The organism is Candidatus Erwinia haradaeae (assembly GCF_900699015.1).
Taxonomy (GTDB): Bacteria; Pseudomonadota; Gammaproteobacteria; order Enterobacterales; family Enterobacteriaceae; genus Erwinia_E; species Erwinia_E haradaeae_E.
Window position 1 is genome coordinate 1 of record NZ_LR217737.1, and the last position, 20,115, is coordinate 20,115.

A 20,115-nucleotide genomic window follows, 5' to 3' on the forward strand; every position below is an offset into this window, starting at 1 on the left:
TTATAAACAGTATGTGCAATAGATTAAGAGTGTATCTTCTATCAATATAAAAGATGGATTAGTATATAAAAAATCAGATTTAACTTTTAATACTGCCTGTGGATAAAATCCTTTTATTCTAAATAAATATTATAATAATTCACAGGTCATGCACAGTTAATTAAATGAACTAAAGTATTGATTAGTAAAATGAAATTCAACTTACCCACAGAAAAGATCTACTTTAATAATAATTATTATGTTTTTATCTTTAAAAGATAGTTTATTTATAGAAATTCTTTTCTATCGAAATAATTAGAATTGTAATTTTTTTTAATTTAAAATAATCTAAAAAGATCTTATAATAAAATTCAATATTGTTTGGGTACAGAGAGGTATTGTGTTATGTTTTATACAGAGTTTTTTGACATTATTGTAATCGGTGGTGGTCATGCTGGTACCGAAGCAGCTATGGCTACAGCTCGCATGGGACAAAAAACGTTACTGTTAACCCATAATATTGATACTTTAGGAGAGATGTCTTGTAATCCAGCTATCGGGGGAATTGGAAAAGGACATCTTGTTAAAGAGATAGATGCATTGGGTGGGCTAATGGCACAGGCTATTGATCAAGCTGGGATTCAATTTAGAACACTGAATTTAAGTAAGGGGCCAGCTGTACATTCTACTAGAGTTCAAGCTGATCGAATTTTATATCGTCAGGCAGTGCGTCATGCATTAGAAAATCAATCTAATCTGTTGATTTTACAACAAGATGTAAAAGATTTATTAATTAATAATGATCAAGTGACTGGTGTGATCACTCAAATAGGAGTGAAATTTCGTTCTAAAGCAGTTATTTTAACTGTTGGTACTTTTTTGGATGGAAAGATCCATATTGGTATGAAAACATCTATTGGAGGTCGTGCTGGTAATTCATCAGCTTCTTTACTGGCAGCGCGATTACGTGAATTGCCTTTGGAGGTTGGGCGCTTGAAGACAGGAACCCCCCCTCGAATCGATATTCGATCTATTGATTTTAGTTTGTTATTGCCTCAAGTTGGCGATAATCCACTTCGTTGCTTTTCATTTTTAGAAAATCTGCATCCTTTTCCTAGACAAGTACCGTGTTATATAACTAAAACTAATGAAAAAACACATGAAATTATTCGTGATAACCTCCATTACAGCCCAATCTACGGTGGTAAGATTGAAGGAGTTGGACCCCGTTATTGCCCTTCAATTGAAGATAAAGTGATGCGATTTTCTAATCGAAATTCACATCAAATATTTTTAGAACCAGAAGGACTAACTAGTAATGAAATTTATCCAAATGGTGTATCTACTAGCCTTCCATTTAATACACAAATACAGATGATTCGATCGATACAAGGTATGGAACAGGCACATATCACACGACCAGGATATGCTATTGAATATGATTTTTTTAATCCATCTAATTTAAACAGAACACTAGAAAGTAAGTATATTCAAGGATTATTTTTTGCTGGTCAAATTAATGGCACTACTGGCTATGAGGAAGCTGCTTCCCAAGGTCTTTTGGCTGGTTTGAATGCCAGTCAGTTCTCACTAGGTAGGGACGGATGGATACCAAGACGTGATCAAGCTTATCTAGGTGTTTTAGTTGATGATCTATGTACGCATGGTATTACTGAGCCCTATCGTATGTTTACTTCTCGTGCAGAATATCGTTTAATATTGCGTGAAGATAATGCTGATTTACGTTTAACTGAAATTGGTCGAAAATTAGGTTTAATTAATGATATGCGTTGGGAGAGTTTTAACAATAAACTAGAAAACATTGAGAAAGAGAGGCAACGCCTTCGTTCTATTAAATTACCATCTAGTCATATAGAATCTGTTATTGAGAGTACCTTGATAAAAGGAAAATTAAACAGTAATCTTAGTTGTGAAGATTTATTAAGACGTCCTGGAATCACCTATAAAAAGCTAATGACTGTCAACGAATTTGGTCCGTTTGTAACTGATCAACAAGTAGCAGAACAGGTAGAAATTCAAATTAAATATGAAGGCTATATTATTCGACAAGAACGAGATATTTATAGACAGATTCGTTATGAATCAACTTTATTGCCTATTGATATTAATTATGAACAAATTAGTGGGCTTTCTACTGAAGCGGTTTCTAAGCTTAAAGTTTATAAACCGACATCAATTGGTGAGGCATCACGCATGCCTGGTATCACGCCAGCAACTATTTCAATATTGATTATTTTTCTAAAAAAACGAGAGCGTTTATTAGGTAAAAGTAAAGATTGTTACTCAGATAACGTATGTGCTTAAAGTTTTTCACCGATGAAATTTGTATCTCCTATATAGGTAGCAAACTGAAATATTTACTGTAAAATATAAATTTCTTTCATTTATTTGCTAGAAAAAGATTACTGTCATCCCATATAATTTTATAAGTAATGTATTAGTATAGATAAATATAACATGTTTATTATTTTAAAAAAATTTTATTTAACTTAAGTAGTAGTCTTGTATATCAGAGCTTATTTATAATTTATAAATTCTGTGATTAGTTACAATATTTTTGATATCGATCAATTTTATATCTTTTAATCTTAAAAGATTTTCAAATAATTAAGATTTCTTTACTATCTTATTAAGTAAATTAAAGTTATTATCTCTTCCTTAAGACAAGGAAGATTGATAAAAATCAATTATTGTAAATTAATAATGGATAATTATTCATCTATTTTTTATTTTTTTAATGTTGTTATTGTAAGATATGTAAAAACTTTTTAGACGACATATAGTAATAACTATTAATTATATTTTATCAAAGTTTATTAAAATTTTTAAATAAAATTATATTCTTAGATTGTAAATAGTAAATTTTGATTAAATACTATAATAGTATTAAGCAAATAGTGACTCATATTTACATTAAGAGTGGATAGCTAGTGTGCATATTTTATTATCGGATAACATTTATTTTATTTAAGTTTTCACAAATATTCTAAATTTTGAATTTTAAATTGAAGATAATTTCTTTATTTTTCTAATAAATAATTTTTATTTAGTTTTGGTCTTAATAAGATAAGAAATTTTTATTAATTCCGTTAGTATTTAATGATTTGTTCTTTCTTTCCAGCTTAATAGCATGTTAAGTAAATTTATTGGTAAGGAAAACATTTTATATATATTCAATGATTCTATTTATTTTAAATACTAAATTTATAGACTACACTTTTTAGTATATAACTGTTTCAAAAAAATATTTTACTGTTATGTAAAGAAGATAATTATTTTAATATGAAATAAATTGTATGTATTATTTTTATATAATGGTCTTCTAAATAGGTTAGAATAATATGAGATAATTTATAATTCATGAGGATATAATTTTTTATCTTTTTAAGATCCAATCAAATTTTAAATGAACATATATGTTTTATAGTAAAATAATTAAGAATACGATATCGATAATATCGTATCTATCAGTTATTAATTATATTAATACACTAGATATTTAAATACAGAAAAAAAGAATATTAGATTATTTGATAACATTATTAATGTAATGAATTTTTAATAAATTAAAAAAATGAGATAAATAGTATTTATTCAGTCCTTTTTAGTATCTTATTAAATTACTATTTTTATATGATTAAATAATAATCTTAAAAATATCTATACATCTCCATTATTGATCTGTTTCTATTTTTATAGAAATTAGATTTATTTCAATTTAAATGCTATTAAAATACTTTAATCTCATAATCCTTAGATTATATCTAATCTTTAATTTAGATTTATCATATACAAAAGGATCCATATTAATATATATAAGTATATTAATATTGCTTATCAGTATGGAATCCACTATTTATATCTTTTAAAAATGAAATTTGGATCTTCATTATCTATGATATCAGAATTTATTATATTATTTTTAGAATCAATACTCTCAGGTTGAGCATGACAAAATACTATATATTTGTAACAGGTGGGGTTGTTTCTTCTTTGGGAAAGGGTATCTTTGCTGGTTCATTAGCAGCTATTCTTGAAGCCAGAGGTTTACCAATTACTATTATAAAACTTGATCCTTATATTAATGTTGATCCAGGAACCATGAGCCCCATTCAGCATGGTGAAGTATTTGTAACCGGTGATGGTGCAGAAACAGATCTAGATCTTGGTCATTATGAGCGATTTATTCGTACACGTATGACTCGTCGTAATAATTTTACTGCAGGCCGTGTTTATTCAGATGTTCTCTGTAAAGAAAGACACGGTGATTATATGGGGGAAACTGTTCAAGTAATCCCTCATATTACTAATGCCATCAAAGAAAAAATAACTATAGGTGGTGAAGGATATAATATAGTATTAGTAGAGGTTGGGGGTACTGTTGGTGACATTGAATCATTACCATTTCTTGAGGCTATTCGACAGATGGCAGGTGATATTGGTCGTGCAAATACAATATACATCCATCTAACACTCGTTCCATATATGGTAGTAGCAGGTGAAGTGAAAACTAAGCCAACCCAGCACTCAGTTAAAGAACTATTGTCAATTGGAATTCAACCTGATGTATTGATCTGTCGTTCTAGTTATCCAGTTCCTAAAAATGAGCGGTCTAAGATTGCTTTATTTTGTAATGTACCAGAAAAAGCAGTTATTTCGCTAATAGATGTTGATTCTATCTACAAAATTCCAGGTATTTTAAAATCACAGGGGTTAGATGATTATATTTGTAAGAGATTTAATTTAAATACACCACCAGCTAATCTAGAAGATTGGGAACGGGTTGTTTATCAAGAATCTAATCCTAATCGTGCTATTAATATAGGAATGATAGGAAAATATACGATATTACCAGATGCTTATAAATCAGTTATTGAAGCTTTAAAGCATGGTGGTTTAACTAATCGTACTACAGTTAATATAAAATTAATTGATTCGGAAGATATTGAATTTAAGGGAGTAGGTTTATTAAAAGATTTAGATGCTATTCTGATTCCTGGTGGTTTTGGCTATAGAGGCGTGGAAGGTAAGATCATAACAGCGAAATATGCTCGTGAAAATGATATTCCTTATTTAGGTATTTGCTTAGGAATGCAGGTAGCCTTAATGGAATTTGCTCGTAATGTGGCAAATATGAAAGATGCACATTCGACTGAATTTTTTCCTCAATGTCAATACCCGGTTGTAGCTCTCATTACTGAATGCTATGACGAAGAGGATTTTGTTAGTCAGGATAACGATCAAAGTGGTTTAAGTGGTATAATGCGATTAGGTAACCAGGAATGTCAACTAGCTGATTGTAGTTTAGCTCGTCAGTTGTATGGCTCTAGCATTATTATTGAGCGTCACCGACATCGCTATGAAGTCAATAAGAGATTTTTAAAAAAAATAGAATCAGCTGGGTTGCGTGTGGCAGGTTATTCTGGAGATAACAAGTTGGTTGAAATTATTGAAATACCAAGCCATTCCTGGTTTCTAGCTTGTCAATTTCATCCGGAATTTACTTCTACCCCTCGAGACCCTCATCCATTATTTAGTGGATTTATTCATGCAGCGAGTTTGCATCAGAAAAAGATAAAAAAATAAAGATACTACAATGTATTTCAAGTATTATGTAAGTATAACACGGTCGAGATACTTTTCTCGTTTTCATTTACTTAGTTCTGAGATAGATTAATGTCCAAAATTATAAAAGTTATTAGCCGAGAAATTATTGATTCACGAGGCCATCCGACTGTTGAAGCAGAAGTGCATTTAGAAGGTGGATTCGTTGGACTTGCATCAGTTCCATCAGGAGCTTCTACTGGATCCCGAGAAGCTTTAGAATTACGGGATGGTGATGAGAAACGATTTTTAGGAAAAGGTGTTATGAAAGTAGTAGATTCTATTAATACACTGATTTCTAAGAATATACTTGGACGTGATGCCAAAGATCAAGCACGTATTGATCAGATAATGATTGATTTGGATGGAACTAAAAATAAATCGCGCCTTGGCGCGAATGCTATTTTAGCTGTATCATTAGCTAGTGCTAAAGCTGCTTCTGCTTCAAAGGGAATGCCTCTCTATGCGCATATTGCTGAACTTACAAATAATCCAGGTAAATTCTCTATGCCTTTACCAATGATTAATATCCTTAATGGTGGCAAGCATGCTGATAATAATCTAGATATACAAGAATTTATGATTCAGCCTATTGGTGCAGCTTCTTTAAAAGAAGCAGTCCGTATGGGGTCTGAAATTTTTCATATTTTAGCACAAATACTTAAGTCTAAGGGGATACCTACTTCTGTAGGAGATGAAGGTGGTTACGCTCCTAATCTGAAATCTACTATTGCAGCACTAGATCTTATTGCAGAGGCTGTAAAAAAAGCAGGGTATATACTAGGAAAAGACATCGCTATAGCTTTAGATTGTGCAGCATCTGAATTTTATAAAAATGGTCGATATGTACTACTTAATGACAGAAAAGTATCTTTTTCTTCAGAAGAATTCACACATTTTTTAGAGAGCTTAACTAAGCAATATCCGATTATTTCGATTGAGGATGGTCAGGATGAATCTGATTATGAAGGTTTTTTATATCAAACTAAAATTTTAGGTGACAAGATACAGCTTGTAGGTGATGATTTATTTGTAACTAACCCTATTGTTTTTCAGAACGGTATTAATAAAGGTCTTGTTAATGCTATTTTAATTAAATTAAATCAGATTGGTTCTTTAACTGAGACCTTATCGACTATTAAAATCGCAAAAAATGCAGGATATGCGACAATTATCTCTCATCGTTCTGGTGAGACTGAAGATGTAACGATCGCTGATTTAGCAGTTGGAACCTCTGCTGGTCAAATTAAAACGGGTTCAATGAGTCGTTCTGATCGCATTGCTAAATATAATCAACTGATTCGTATTGAAGAGATTTTAGGACATCGTGCATTCTTCCATGGTAAAAAAGACTTTCAAGGAAAAATATGATATAATTAGTTATGATATTTAAGAAGATAATGCTCTATAACGATATTTTTTATATGTTATATTTTTGTTGGTTGATGGTTTTTGTAAGAAAGAAAAGAATTTCTTTCTAGTTTAAAGAATGATAGTTGTAGAGTTATTAAAATTTAAATATTTTCTCTATAAAATTATTAAATAAAATAATGATTGCTATATCTATATAATGTTGTGTTATTAACGTTAATTGTGATAATCAAATGGTTTATTGGAGATACAAATGAACGATAAAATTATTAATTTAACTGATAGTAGTTTTGAACAGAATGTTTTAAAATCCGAAGGATTGGTATTAGTTGATTTTTGGGCAGAATGGTGTGGTCCATGTAAGATGTTTTCCCTTATTTTAGATGAGATTTCTATTGAATACGAAGGAAAACTAATTGTTTCAAAAATAAACATTGATACAAATCCACGTACGGCACCACAATATGGTATTCGGAGTATTCCAACTCTTCTTCTTTTTCAAGAAGGACAGGTCATTGCAACCCAAGTCGGTGCATTGTCTAAAGGGCAGCTAAGTGATTTTTTAGATGCACATTTACAGTAATATATTAAGAGAGATATTGTCTTCTTAGGATTATCATGCGATTTTTCTGTTGAAATCTAGACGATTAGAATGAAGCGTGCTATGGTAATGTTTTATAAGTTTGCATTGGTATTTTTATTAAAAATAGTCACCCTGAATTTATAGATAGTAAGAAGTTTAAATATCATAGGGATAATTTCATGATAACTCATCTTTTGCCATCTGACGCTGAAGATTGATATGATTAGTTTTTTATTATTGCTTTTCGTTGAATAGTTATTTGTCTTTGAGCTATTATTGGTAGATTCTAAGATTAGAATCTTATCTTAATAGGTTTTAGATAAAGAATCCTGCTAGTTATTACACAATAATTCAAGATACATCCTCAAGTTTAAAACTCAGAACCCACCATTATGAATCTTACCAACTTAAAAAATACGCTGGTTTCCGACCTGATCACTCTTGGTGAGAAGATGGGGTTGGAAAATTTAGCGCGTATGCGTAAACAGGATATTATTTTTTCTATACTTAAACAGCACGCTAAAAGCGGCGAAGATATTTTTGGGAATGGTGTTCTGGAAATACTGCAGGATGGATTTGGTTTTCTGCGCTCTAGTGACAGTTCTTACCTTGCTGGCCCAGATGATATTTATGTTTCGCCTAGTCAGATCCGGCGTTTTAACTTACGTACAGGAGACACTATTTCAGGAAAAATCCGACCTCCAAAAGAGGGAGAGCGATATTTTGCTTTGCTAAAGGTTAACGAAGTGAACTATGATAAACCAGAAAACGCACGTAATAAAATTCTTTTTGAAAATCTAACTCCGCTACATGCTAACTCTCGATTACGAATGGAGACAGGTAACGGTTCTACTGAGGATTTGACTGCTCGTGTACTAGATTTGGCTTCTCCTATTGGACGTGGTCAACGTGGTTTAATTGTCGCGCCTCCAAAAGCTGGTAAAACAATGTTACTACAAAACATTGCACAAAGTATTGCTTTTAATCATCCTGAATGTGTTTTAATGGTTTTATTGATTGATGAGCGGCCTGAAGAGGTAACTGAAATGCAGCGTTTAGTAAAAGGCGAGGTAATAGCGTCAACTTTTGATGAACCTGCATCACGTCATGTTCAGGTCTCTGAAATGGTTATTGAAAAGGCTAAGAGACTAGTGGAACATAAAAAAGATGTAATTATTCTTTTAGACTCTATTACTCGATTAGCCCGAGCCTATAATACTGTAGTTCCAGCTTCTGGTAAAATCTTGACTGGTGGTGTAGATGCTAATGCATTACATCGTCCAAAGCGTTTCTTCGGTGCTGCACGTAATGTAGAGGAAGGGGGTAGTTTGACGATTATCGCTACTTCTCTGGTCGATACTGGTTCTAAGATGGATGAAGTTATCTATGAAGAGTTTAAAGGTACAGGTAACATGGAGCTACATCTAGCACGAAAAATTGCTGAAAAACGCGTATTTCCTGCTATCGATTATAATCGATCTGGTACTAGAAAAGAAGAATTGTTAACTGTATCAGAGGAGCTTCAAAAAATGTGGATATTGCGTAAAATTATTCACCCCATGGGAGAAATTGATGCGATGGAGTTTTTAATTGATAAATTATCTATGAGTAAAACAAATGATGAATTTTTTGATATGATGAAGCGTTCATAAATCAAATATATAAGTTAAGGTTCTATTGTTATTCTAATATTTGAACAATGCATGTATTTATTAGAAATCGTAATATTTAGAATTACGCTACAGGGTAGATGAATAAGATGATATCTAAAAAATATTATCAGATATTATATTTAAGTCAGTAATTTTTATACTATATATGATATGTCATTTCACATAGCTCTATAGTGCATTTATTATGCAATAATGGGAAAACTTACTATATTATTAATAATATATAATTACTCATTTGTTTTATAAGACACTAAGATTATTAGCGAGTTAATCAAGTAATCTTAAGTTAAACAATGTCAATAAGTTCATTTTGATTCTATATTAATTTCGACGATCTATATTCATAGAGCTAGATTTTATTATAACTTAATTTAGTCCTTGTTATTTATTATGGGTAATGAATATTATTATGAGTTCTAGAAGATCCGACATTTTATTTCATGTTCTTCTAGTTTGATAGGGCTAATAATTATACTAAAATTCGTATTATGAATCGTATAAAATATTTTTATATTCCAATGAATTACTCTAATAAATTTTTATGTTGATCTGAGATTGTATTTTATTATAAAATACAATCGAATAATCATTGATCTTTTTTTATTTCATTTGAAGGAAATATGATTGGTAGAGCTAATTGTTAGTTTATTATAAAAATAAGATAATATTGTATTGGATATAATAACACAGTGATTATGATCATACTCGTTATTAGATTAGAAGAGTATATTAATCTTTGTGATATCAACATATGTGATTTCTGAGTGTTGGTCTCTTTGATGAATCATTTATTTTTTAGGAGATTACTAATTTTATCTATATGATAGCAATCATTGAATAATCATTGTAGTTTGGCATGAGATCGCTTTAACAGACTTTTAATTGTCTTAGCGATAATCTTCTCATTTATACTATATAGTTTGTCTTATAATCTTTGTTTTTATATAGATAGGTCTTATTAAAGTTATTCAATAGTGTGTATTTTATAAGTTTAATCTTACAAAATAATCTTACTATTAATAAGAGTTCACATCTGTATAGTATTAGGTATAACATGCAAAGTGAATAGTAATACAGTGAATATAGTTTTTTGAAGAAAAATAAATTATTACAATTATCGATCATCAATGTATTGACTTACTATAGTTATGATTAGATTACTAGAAAAAGATAATAGATAACTTCTGACTCTATTATTGCATTGTATTCACTGATATAAAGTCAGTGTAATGTTTTATTTTTTTATATACTTTTAACGACTTTCAGGGGATGCATGAATCCTATCTTTACTATAGTTGTTATTATGACAAGAGATAGATAATTGAATCTATTTTAAGTAGATAGTGTTATCGATTGACTAGCGTCACATGTATATAATAGTTTTTTGGTAAACTGTTAGTAAATATTATTTATAAATCAATTTTTTACTTTAAAATATTAAATAATAGAATGTTGTTATGTAGTTTGATAGATATAAATCATTTTATGATAAGATTAATTTAAATAAATATGAGAGTAAGTTGCCCTGATAGAATCTTAATAGATTTTTATATGAATTTATTTTATAGATTTTCATGAGTATGCAGAAGATAGTGAATGTTGTTTAAACATTTTTTTATCTTCCCATCGAAGCATACTGAGGTGTCTACCCCAGCAGCAGCCAGTATCTAAACCAATTATACCCGTTGGTATACTTACTCCATTAAGTGTGGCCCAGTGACCAAACACTATAGTATAATCAGGTTTAATAGCGAAAGGCATTCTAAACCATGGTATTAAGGTCGAACAGGAGTGGTCTGGTAATTGTTTACTAGTTAGTTCTAATTGGCCTGTAGGATGACAGTATCGCATACGGGTTAATGCGTTAGCACTGAAACATAACCGTTTAATACCAGTAAGCATAGGTGACCAGTAATTGGATAGGTTATTATTTAGAGCATTAAGGAGGGGGCGGTAGTTTTCACCTTGAAGCGCTTTCTTGATTTCTTGAGCACATAACTCAGAAGTTTGAATGTCCCATTGTGGTGTAATCCCTGCATGTGACATGATAATTTTTCGTTCTTCATCAATTTGCAAAAGAGGTTGAAAGCGAAGCCAATCTATAATCTCTTCGATATCGTAGGCTTCCAGTAGATAATCAAGACGATCTGTAGTTTTAGGTTCTTTGAGTCCTTCGTATACTGCTAAAAGATATAGATCATGATTTCCAAGAACTATTTTAACAGAGTTATCTAAGCTTCGTATAAAGCGTAAAACCTCAAGAGAATGAGAACCTCTTGCAACCAAATCACCAGTGAACCAAATTTTGTCTATTTTAGGATTGAATTTTACTTGAGAAAGAAGTAATTTAAGTTCATGATAACAACCATGAACATCACCAATTAAATAAGTACTCATATAAGATACCGTAGTAGTAATAAGGCTATATTCATATCTATCTATTTATTGGAGCTATGGACTATATTAATCTATTAGTATTTATTATATCACTTATCTTACAAATAAGATTAGTCGTTTTTTAAATGAACTCTTTTTTGAATCCATACCATTGATTATTTTTAAGATAATCATATCGTTTTAAGAAAAATAATCTATTACTATAGGAACTAAGATAAATAAATATATATGATATGTATAGTATACAATATAACTTGTTACTTCTATTCTCTCTAAGAAAAATTATTCATAGATTATTCTTTTATAATAAGTCTAATTCAGTTTTATGATTAAAGGGAATGAAATGTAATTAGATAGATAAATAAAAGTATTGTTTTATTTTTTTAAATATTCATATAATTATATTATTCATGTTAAGTAAGTCAATTTTATTAATAAAATATGTTCTGATTACTAGAGTTAGGATAGATTTTAATACAAAATATTTTTGTATATTTATAATTTTTTGTTTATTATTTTCTTATAAAGATTTTAATCTTATCTTCTCGTAAAGTAGACTGAGAATATGTTGCAATATATCTGACTTATATTATGATCTAATGATCAATATATTATGTACTGAAGACACAGTAAATATAATATACAGATTCTATTTTTTAGAAAAAAATTTTAGATCATTTATTTTTATTACCGTTTATTATTTATAATATACTATAATACTTCATAAGATATAGTGGTAACCTTAAAATCATAAGAGAATTGCTTCTGAATAATGAATATATGATGAATCATGCATTTTTTATATCTTGTATGTTAGATTTTCATATGTTTTTTGAAAAATAATCTTTTCTATTTTATTAATAAATTATTTAGATTCATTGTAGAATAATATAAGATTCTTAACAATTTAATTGTTGAAAAGTCTATTATTCTTTATTTCTTATATAAGAACTACCAGATTGTACGTAATATATATAGATGATGTAATTTAAGAATTAATATAAACACTATTCTTCATTTCTAGTTATTTACATAAGTTTCTTTTATGTTTAGTTCAGACGCTCTTTAATTCGAGCAGATTTACCAGTGCGTGTGCGTAAGTAGTATAATTTTGCTTTACGTACAGCTCCATGACGTTTAATAGTAATACTATTAAGAATAGGTGAATGGGTTTGGAATACACGTTCTATGCCTTCACCATTAGATATTTTTCGTATTGTGAATGATGAATTAAGTCCACGATTTCTAATTGCAATGACTATGCCTTCAAATGCTTGTAGCCGTTTCTTGGAGCCTTCAAAAACCCAAACCATAACTTCTACAGAATCACCTGGGCGAAATATTGGTATATGCTTCTGTATTTGTTCTTTTTCAATTTGTTTAATAACATCTTTCATTGTAAAATGCCTTATTTCAAGTATATGGATAGTTGTAGAATAACAGATGGACGTATATTTTATTTTTTGTTATCTGCGATGTGTTCATTTTTAAACTCAGAGAGCAAGATTTTTTGTTCTGTAGTTAGCGGTCTATTCTCTAAAAGATCAGGTCTTTTCAGCCATGTAGCTCCTATGGATTGCTTAAGGCGCCATCGCCTAATATTGGTATGATGGCCGGATAATAATATAGATGGTACTCTAATTCCTTCTAGAATCTCTGGACGAGTATAGTGTGGGTAATCTAATAAGCCATTTGAAAAAGAATCTTGTTCGGCTGATTCTTTTTTTCCTAGGATTCCAGGTAAGCATCGAGATATAGAATCAATAATTACCATAGCAGGTAATTCACCCCCAGTTAGTACGTAATCTCCAATAGACCACTCTTCATCTATCTCTGTGTTAAGAAGACGCTCATCAATCCCTTCATATCGACCACAGACTAAAATTAATTTCTTATTTGTTGCAAGCTCATGGACTCCTTTTTGATTTAACTTTCGACCTTGAGGAGATAGATATATCACTTTCCCGTCTTCTCCGCTTGCTTTTTTAGCTGCATAAATAGCATCCCGTAATGGTTGTGTCATCATCAGCATTCCCGGTCCGCCACCATATGTACGTTTATCTACGGTATGGCGTCTATCACTGGTAAAATCACGTGGATTCCAGGTATGAATAGATAGCAGACCAGTTTTAAATGCTCGGCGAGTAACTCCATAATTAGTAATAAGTTGGAACATTTGAGGGAACAAACTGATAATACCAATCCATATTCTTATGTCTTTATGACAAGACTTATCTACAGAATTCATTAGAATTCTATCTCCCAATCTACATGAATAGTTCGGGCAGGAAGATTGATGTTTTTAATTACTTTCTGATATAAAAAGGGAATTAGTTGCTCTTTTGACTTTTGCTCTGTTTTCTGGTCGGTTTTAATAATTAAAACGTCATTTGATCCTGTTTCTATTATACTGCTAACTTCGCCGAGTATGTTATTTTTTAGGTTCATTACTTGGCAACCTATAATGTCTTTCCAATAATACTCTCCTTCTTTTAATTTCGGTAGTTTTGTAGAGTCCATTATGATTTCACAACAAGTGAGTTGGGCGACTGCAGCATCACGATTATCAATGCCTTGTGCTTTAATAATAATATCATGATTGTGATATTTCCATTTTTCTAGAGTTAGAATATTCCAACGATTTGTTTTTTTAATGAACCATGGTTGATACTGAAATATACTAATTGGATTTTCGGTAGAGGGAAATACCTTAACCCAGCCATAGACGCCATAGGTAGAACCTGTTATCGCAATAATTAATGGATTAGACGGGGTTTCTGTAGTTATTTTTTTTTTCATTTCGGGAATAGGTTAATCTGATAATATTTTTTTAATTTTTTTGATCAGCATTTGAACACGATCAGATACAGATGCCCCCTGTTTTATCCAATAGTTGATCCGTTCTATATTTAAATGAAGTGGCTTAGCATGACCAGAGGCGATGGGGTTAAAGAAACCAACTCTTTCAATAAAGCGACCATTACGAGGATAACGGCTATTTGTGACAACTACTTGATAAAACGGACGTTTTTTTGCACCATGACGTGCTAATCGAATTGTTACCATAACACCCTCTGTAGTAAAATGAATTAAGTGTTTCATTCTGAGAATGAAGATTTTATTATAATATAAAAGATCACTTTGTTGATTGTTTTAGTGTAAAAAAACTATAATTAATCTAAAATAGTTCTTTGTCCTTCAATAGGAACTTACTATGACATATATCTTCATTATATAAAGACCTTATTTTTCAATATTTTATATATTCTATATACTATAATATCAACATATTATTATAGGTTATTTAACCAAGCTGTTTACGAGCATTACGAAATATTCGCATCCAGGGACCATCTTTCCCCCATGCATCAGGATGCCATGAGTAATTAATTGTACGGCATATTCTTTCTGGGTGCGGCATCATAATTGTAATACGACCACTGTCATTAGTAATGGCAGTAATCCCATTTGGGGAGCCATTTGGGTTAGCAGGATACTTCTGAGTGGGATAGCCAAAATTGTTAACGAATCTTAGAGCTATTAAATTTTTATTTTCTAATTGTATTAGATTTGTTTTATTCTGTATTAACGCATAACCTTCGCCATGCGCGACGGTTATTGGTATTCTTGAACCTGCCATACCATCAAACAATAGGGATCTGCTTTTTAATACTTCTACTAAACTTAATCTCCCTTCAAAACATTCTGATTGATTACGTACGAAATAAGGCCATTCTTCACTTCCAGGTATAAGTTCACGTAGATTTGAAAGCATTTGGCAGCCATTGCAAACACCGAGAACTAGAACTTCTGGTCGATGAAAAAAGGATTCAAATAGATCACGCATGTGGTTATTTAATAAAATAGATTTTGCCCAACCTGATCCAGCACCTAATACATCTCCATAAGAAAAACCCCCGCAAGCAACTAATATCTGTATATCGTCTAATGTAGACCTTTTTTCTGCTAGATCGGTCATATGTAAATCAATTGCTTCAAATCCGGCATAATGGAACGCAGCAGCCATTTCGACATGTGAGTTGATACCTTGTTCACGTAAGATTGCTACCTTGGGTCTTATGCCGGTAGCTATTAATATTGATGCAATATCTTCTTGAGGGTTAAAAGTTAAAGATACATTTAGACCGGGATCGTAGTTATCTAATTTAGTTTGATGTTCTTGATCTGCGCAGTCTGGATTATCACGTAAGCGTTGCATCTTCCAGGTTGTTTCTGCCCACCATGCACGCAAAGTAGTACGACGTTCTCTATATATGATTGACTGACCACTAGAAATTATAAATTGATTCCCTCTTACTGCTTGACCTATGACATAACTACAATTATTTAGTTTATATTCTGATAAAATTTGTTGAACTTCATCTAAGTCACGTGTAGATATTTGAATGACAGCGCCGAGTTCTTCATTAAATAGTGTTGCAAAGATATCACTACTAAGGTTTTTAATGTCAATTAAAACACCGCAGTGACCAGCAAAAGCCATTTCCGCTAATGTAACTAGCAAGCCGCCATCTGAGCGATCATGATATGCGAGCAGTTTTTTAAAAGTAACTAGTGTTTGGATAGCTTTCCAAAAATTTACGAGCTGTTTGGTGTTACGTATATCAGCAGTTTGCTTACCTAGTTGACGATATACTTGTGTGAGGGCAGTGGCACCAAGAGCATTCACACCATTACCAAGGTCAATAAAAATGAGTTGATTGTCATTAGTTTGTAGCTGTGGTGTGACAGTGTTCCGTACATCTTCTACGTAAGCAAATGCAGTAATTATCGGCGATAATGGAGAGGTTACTTCTTGTTTTTCATTGTTGTGATACCACTCAGTTTTCATTGACATAGAATCCTTACCTACTGGTATTGAAATACCAAGCGCAGGACATAATTCTTCACAAACAGTTTTTACTGCGGCATATAAGCCCGCATCTTCACCGGGGTGACCAGCTGCTACCATCCAGTTAGCAGATAATTTCACACGCGTTAAGGAGCCAATCTGTGCTGTCACAATATTTGTGAGTGCTTCGCCGATAGCTAAGCGGCTAGATGCTTTAAAGTTTAGCAAAGACACTGGGGCCCGCTCGCCGATTGCCATTGCTTCACCATGATAACAGTTGTGATCTAGACTAGCGTTGGTTACCGCGCAATTTGCGATGGGTATTTGCCATGGACCAATCATCTGATCACGAGTGACTAAACCACCTACAGAGCGGTCGCCGATCGTAATTAAGAAAGTCTTCTCTGCAACTGCAGGTAAATGAAGTACACGATATATAGCATCAGATAGAGAGATTTGATCACGTATCAAAGGTAACCCTATTGTTATTAAGCTGGTTACATTGCGTGTGCTTTTAGGTATGTTTCCTAAAAGAACAGCAAGGGGTATATCAACAGGAGTAGTATTGAAATAACTGTCAATGAGTGATATTTTTTTTTCTGTAATTGCTTCTCCAATTATTGCATAAGGAGCTCGTTCTCGTTGACATATAGTGTCAAATAGTTTTAAATTCTCAGGAGAAATTGCTATGACATAACGTTCCTGAGACTCGTTACACCATATTTGTAATGGGCTCATTCCAGGCTCGTGATTTAGGATATTACGTAAATAAAAGCGACCACCACATAATCCGTGGTTTACCATTTCCGGCAAGGCGTTAGACAGGCCTCCAGCTCCAACATCATGAATAAATATAATTGGGTTATTCGACTGCAGTTGCCAGCAATGATTAATGACTTCTTGACATCGGCGTTCCATCTCTGGGTTTTCACGTTGTACAGATGAAAAATCATAATCTACATCAGATCGACTAGAAGCTGCGGAAGAGGCAGCGCCGCCACCTAGCCCAATATTCATGGCTGGACCACCTAAAATAATAAATTTATCTCCATGGTTAATTGAACCTTTCTTTATATGATTTTCGAGAATATGACCGAATCCACCTGCTAGCATAACAGGTTTATGATATCCACGTAATTCACGGCCATTATGGCTATCTACTATTTCTTCATAAGTACGAAAATAACCATTTAGAATAGGGCGTCCAAATTCGTTATTAAAGGATGCTGCTCCTAATGGAGCTTCTATCATGATTTCTAAGGCACTGCAGATATGATTCGGTTTACCAAAATCTTCTTCCCATGGTTGTTCGAATCCTGGAATACGAAGATTAGATACAGAAAAACCTGATAAACCAGCTTTAGGCTGAGCTCCTCTTCCAGTAGCTCCTTCATCGCGAATTTCGCCACCAGCCCCAGTAGCAGCTCCTGGCCATGGAGAGATGGCAGTGGGATGATTATGCGTTTCTACTTTCATTAGAATATGCGTATTATTTTTATGAAAATCATAATGACCTTGTATATTAGCATGGAAACGATTTAAGACTGATCCCTCCATAACAGCTGCGTTATCTTCGTATGCTGAAAGAATATAATTTGGATTTGTTTCTACAGTATTCTGTATCATTTCAAAGAGTGATTTGGACTGTATTTCTCCATCAATATTCCAATGAGAGTTAAAGATTTTGTGACGACAGTGTTCAGAATTAGCTTGAGCAAACATATAAAGTTCAATATCTGTTGGATTCCGATGGAGTTTTGTAAATTCTGTCATTAAATACTTAATTTCTGTTTCGGATAATAGAAGAGACAAAGAGATATTGGCTTCCTCTAATGCTTTTCGTCCTTCATCTAAGATATTAATGTATTGCATGGGAGCAGGTTTATGTTCAGTGAATAATTCTTTGATATGTTGAAAATCAGTAAAAATGCTTTCCATCATTCGGTCGTGTAATTGTGATACTAGATAGTTCCACTGTTTTTGATTTAATTTTTTGGATTTAATATAAAAGGCTTTACCGCGTTCTATTCGAATGACTTTAGTTAAAGCACAGTGTTTGGCGAGATCTGTAGTTTTAGAAGACCATGGAGAAATTGTCCCAATACGAGGAGCTATTAGTAATAATTTACCATTTGGAATATTTTCTTTGAAAAGTGAAGTACTGTGTTGCAATAGTCGTTCTAAAAGTAATTTTTCCTTAATATTTAAGGACGTTTGAATTTTAACAAAATAAATATACTCAGCATAAATATGTTGTATAGGAAGATTCGATTTTTGAAATAATACTAGTAATTTTTTCATTAGCATTGCGGATAAAACGGGTTGCCCACGTAAAATTTCCATCATAAAAGGTCTCTTATCGTGAAAAAATGAAATACGAACTACTGTTTATCTCAATATAGATGATTTTATAATTTCTGAATTTTGTATAAAATTTTTTGTTCAGTATATATATTTATAATTATTGTTAAGAGTAAAGGTATATTTTACAACTAAATATTCTAGGTTAAATCTGATTTAGATCGTCTATTATAAATTATTATTGATATATGGATTGACGATTTTAGTGTGGATTATTATAGTATTTTCTTATTTATTTCTGTTATCATGATCATTGATTTTAGTTAGGTGATATTACTTATTCTAATTGAATTAGGTGAGAATCTTTTAGATAGAAAATAATAGAATAGTAGTATTTGCGTAAAAGATTGGGAGTTTATTATATTTTGTGATTAATTGAATATAATTACCGTCTTCTTTTGAATAATGCTATACATCTTATATTTCAAGTTAATAAGTTTTCAATTAACTACAGTTCAGTTTATAGTATAGTTTATTTTTGATATTGATCTATCAATATTTATTTTTATATCTATTTAACACATATCATAATAAGTCAATGATATCATGTCTATGACTTGAGGTTGATTGTGTATAGTCTCTCTTGTTTATAATTAGGATTTTCTATGATATAAGAGCCAACACATATAGAAGAGATTAAAGTAATAATATTTTTTATGGTTGTTTGATAATGAATATTTACATTAAGTAGATAGTTGCTCAGAGATATTATAAATCAGATTCTATGTTTATATAGAAAGGCAATAACGTATTGTTAAACATATTTATGATGTATTTGCTTACAATTATCTAAGACTAATATTTCTATTAGAGCTAGGAGACGATATAATCGTAATAGTCATATTGCATAAATATCAATAAATATTGTATCCAGAAGATTATAAGGTTAGTAGTAAAATTTATTTTGATCTATATCATTATAGTATTATATGTAAAGATTTATAATATCAGATTTTATCAATAAAGTTTTAGCATGGTTTTAATTTTCATGTTAAATAAGATGCTAAAGTTATTTTATATTTTAGTGTTTTTATCTCTTTAAATCTAATATTTTTGTTATATGGATTATTTTATTGTTTAACCAAGCGGTTAGAGAGGGTGTTCATTAGTTAGATATTATTACTTCGATAGAAGTATCTTTTATATCATAATTGATCTTATTGTTGGTAGAAGTTAATTCAAGTATTTAGAGGTATTCTCATCTTGTATTATACTATAATAGTATTTATTTTTTATTATTATTAAGATATTTACATGTAAATAAATTAGAATTT

The 20,115-nt window shown here is 31.2% G+C and carries 11 protein-coding genes; 5 read left to right on the forward strand and 6 right to left on the reverse strand.

The genetic code is table 11. From position 1 onward, the window contains the following. Positions 1 to 384: 384 nt before the first annotated feature. From mnmG to rho, 5 genes are all read left to right on the forward strand, one after another. Positions 385 to 2,304 carry a tRNA uridine-5-carboxymethylaminomethyl(34) synthesis enzyme MnmG gene (gene mnmG, locus ERCIPICE3303_RS00005; protein ID WP_157990726.1) on the forward strand — a complete coding sequence of 640 codons (1,920 nt, stop codon included), beginning with the start codon at positions 385 to 387 and terminating at the stop codon, positions 2,302 to 2,304. 1,644 nt (positions 2,305 to 3,948) lie between these two features. Beyond that, positions 3,949 to 5,586 (forward strand): CTP synthase, encoded by a 1,638-nt coding sequence (locus ERCIPICE3303_RS00010; protein ID WP_157990727.1) that lies wholly within the window; start codon positions 3,949 to 3,951, stop codon positions 5,584 to 5,586. Positions 5,587 to 5,676: 90 nt separating this feature from the next. Further along, the gene (gene eno, locus ERCIPICE3303_RS00015) at positions 5,677 to 6,975 is read left to right on the forward strand and encodes a phosphopyruvate hydratase (protein WP_157990728.1); all 1,299 of its coding nucleotides are present in this window, start codon (positions 5,677 to 5,679) and stop codon (positions 6,973 to 6,975) included. Positions 6,976 to 7,228: 253 nt separating this feature from the next. Next, positions 7,229 to 7,558 carry a thioredoxin TrxA gene (trxA, locus tag ERCIPICE3303_RS00020; RefSeq protein WP_157990729.1) on the forward strand — a complete coding sequence of 110 codons (330 nt, stop codon included), beginning with the start codon at positions 7,229 to 7,231 and terminating at the stop codon, positions 7,556 to 7,558. Between the two features lie 392 nt (positions 7,559 to 7,950). Beyond that, the gene (gene rho, locus ERCIPICE3303_RS00025; RefSeq protein WP_157990730.1) at positions 7,951 to 9,210 is read left to right on the forward strand and encodes a transcription termination factor Rho; all 1,260 of its coding nucleotides are present in this window, start codon (positions 7,951 to 7,953) and stop codon (positions 9,208 to 9,210) included. Positions 9,211 to 10,803: 1,593 nt separating this feature from the next. On the opposite strand, the gene apaH is transcribed toward rho, so the two are convergent. The 6 genes from apaH to purL all read right to left on the reverse strand — a co-directional run bounded on the left by apaH (position 10,804) and on the right by purL (position 18,826). After that, positions 10,804 to 11,628: a bis(5'-nucleosyl)-tetraphosphatase (symmetrical) ApaH gene (gene apaH, locus ERCIPICE3303_RS00030; RefSeq protein ID WP_157990731.1), complete on the reverse strand. Its 825-nt coding sequence runs from the start codon at positions 11,626 to 11,628 to the stop codon at positions 10,804 to 10,806. Between the two features lie 1,049 nt (positions 11,629 to 12,677). Then, positions 12,678 to 13,025: a 50S ribosomal protein L19 gene (gene rplS / locus ERCIPICE3303_RS00035; protein WP_157990732.1), complete on the reverse strand. Its 348-nt coding sequence runs from the start codon at positions 13,023 to 13,025 to the stop codon at positions 12,678 to 12,680. A gap of 59 nt (positions 13,026 to 13,084) precedes the next feature. Beyond that, positions 13,085 to 13,837, reverse strand: a complete 753-nt coding sequence (gene trmD, locus ERCIPICE3303_RS00040) for a tRNA (guanosine(37)-N1)-methyltransferase TrmD (RefSeq protein WP_157991261.1) — start codon at positions 13,835 to 13,837, stop codon at positions 13,085 to 13,087. A 38-nt stretch (positions 13,838 to 13,875) separates the two neighbouring features. After that, on the reverse strand, positions 13,876 to 14,427 hold the full coding sequence (rimM, locus tag ERCIPICE3303_RS00045; RefSeq protein WP_157990733.1) for a ribosome maturation factor RimM: 552 nt from the start codon (positions 14,425 to 14,427) through the stop codon (positions 13,876 to 13,878). A gap of 12 nt (positions 14,428 to 14,439) precedes the next feature. Further along, positions 14,440 to 14,694 (reverse strand): 30S ribosomal protein S16, encoded by a 255-nt coding sequence (gene rpsP, locus ERCIPICE3303_RS00050; RefSeq protein ID WP_157990734.1) that lies wholly within the window; start codon positions 14,692 to 14,694, stop codon positions 14,440 to 14,442. Positions 14,695 to 14,932: 238 nt separating this feature from the next. Further along, positions 14,933 to 18,826 (reverse strand): phosphoribosylformylglycinamidine synthase, encoded by a 3,894-nt coding sequence (gene purL / locus ERCIPICE3303_RS00055; protein ID WP_157990735.1) that lies wholly within the window; start codon positions 18,824 to 18,826, stop codon positions 14,933 to 14,935. Between the last annotated feature and the right edge of the window lie 1,289 nt (positions 18,827 to 20,115).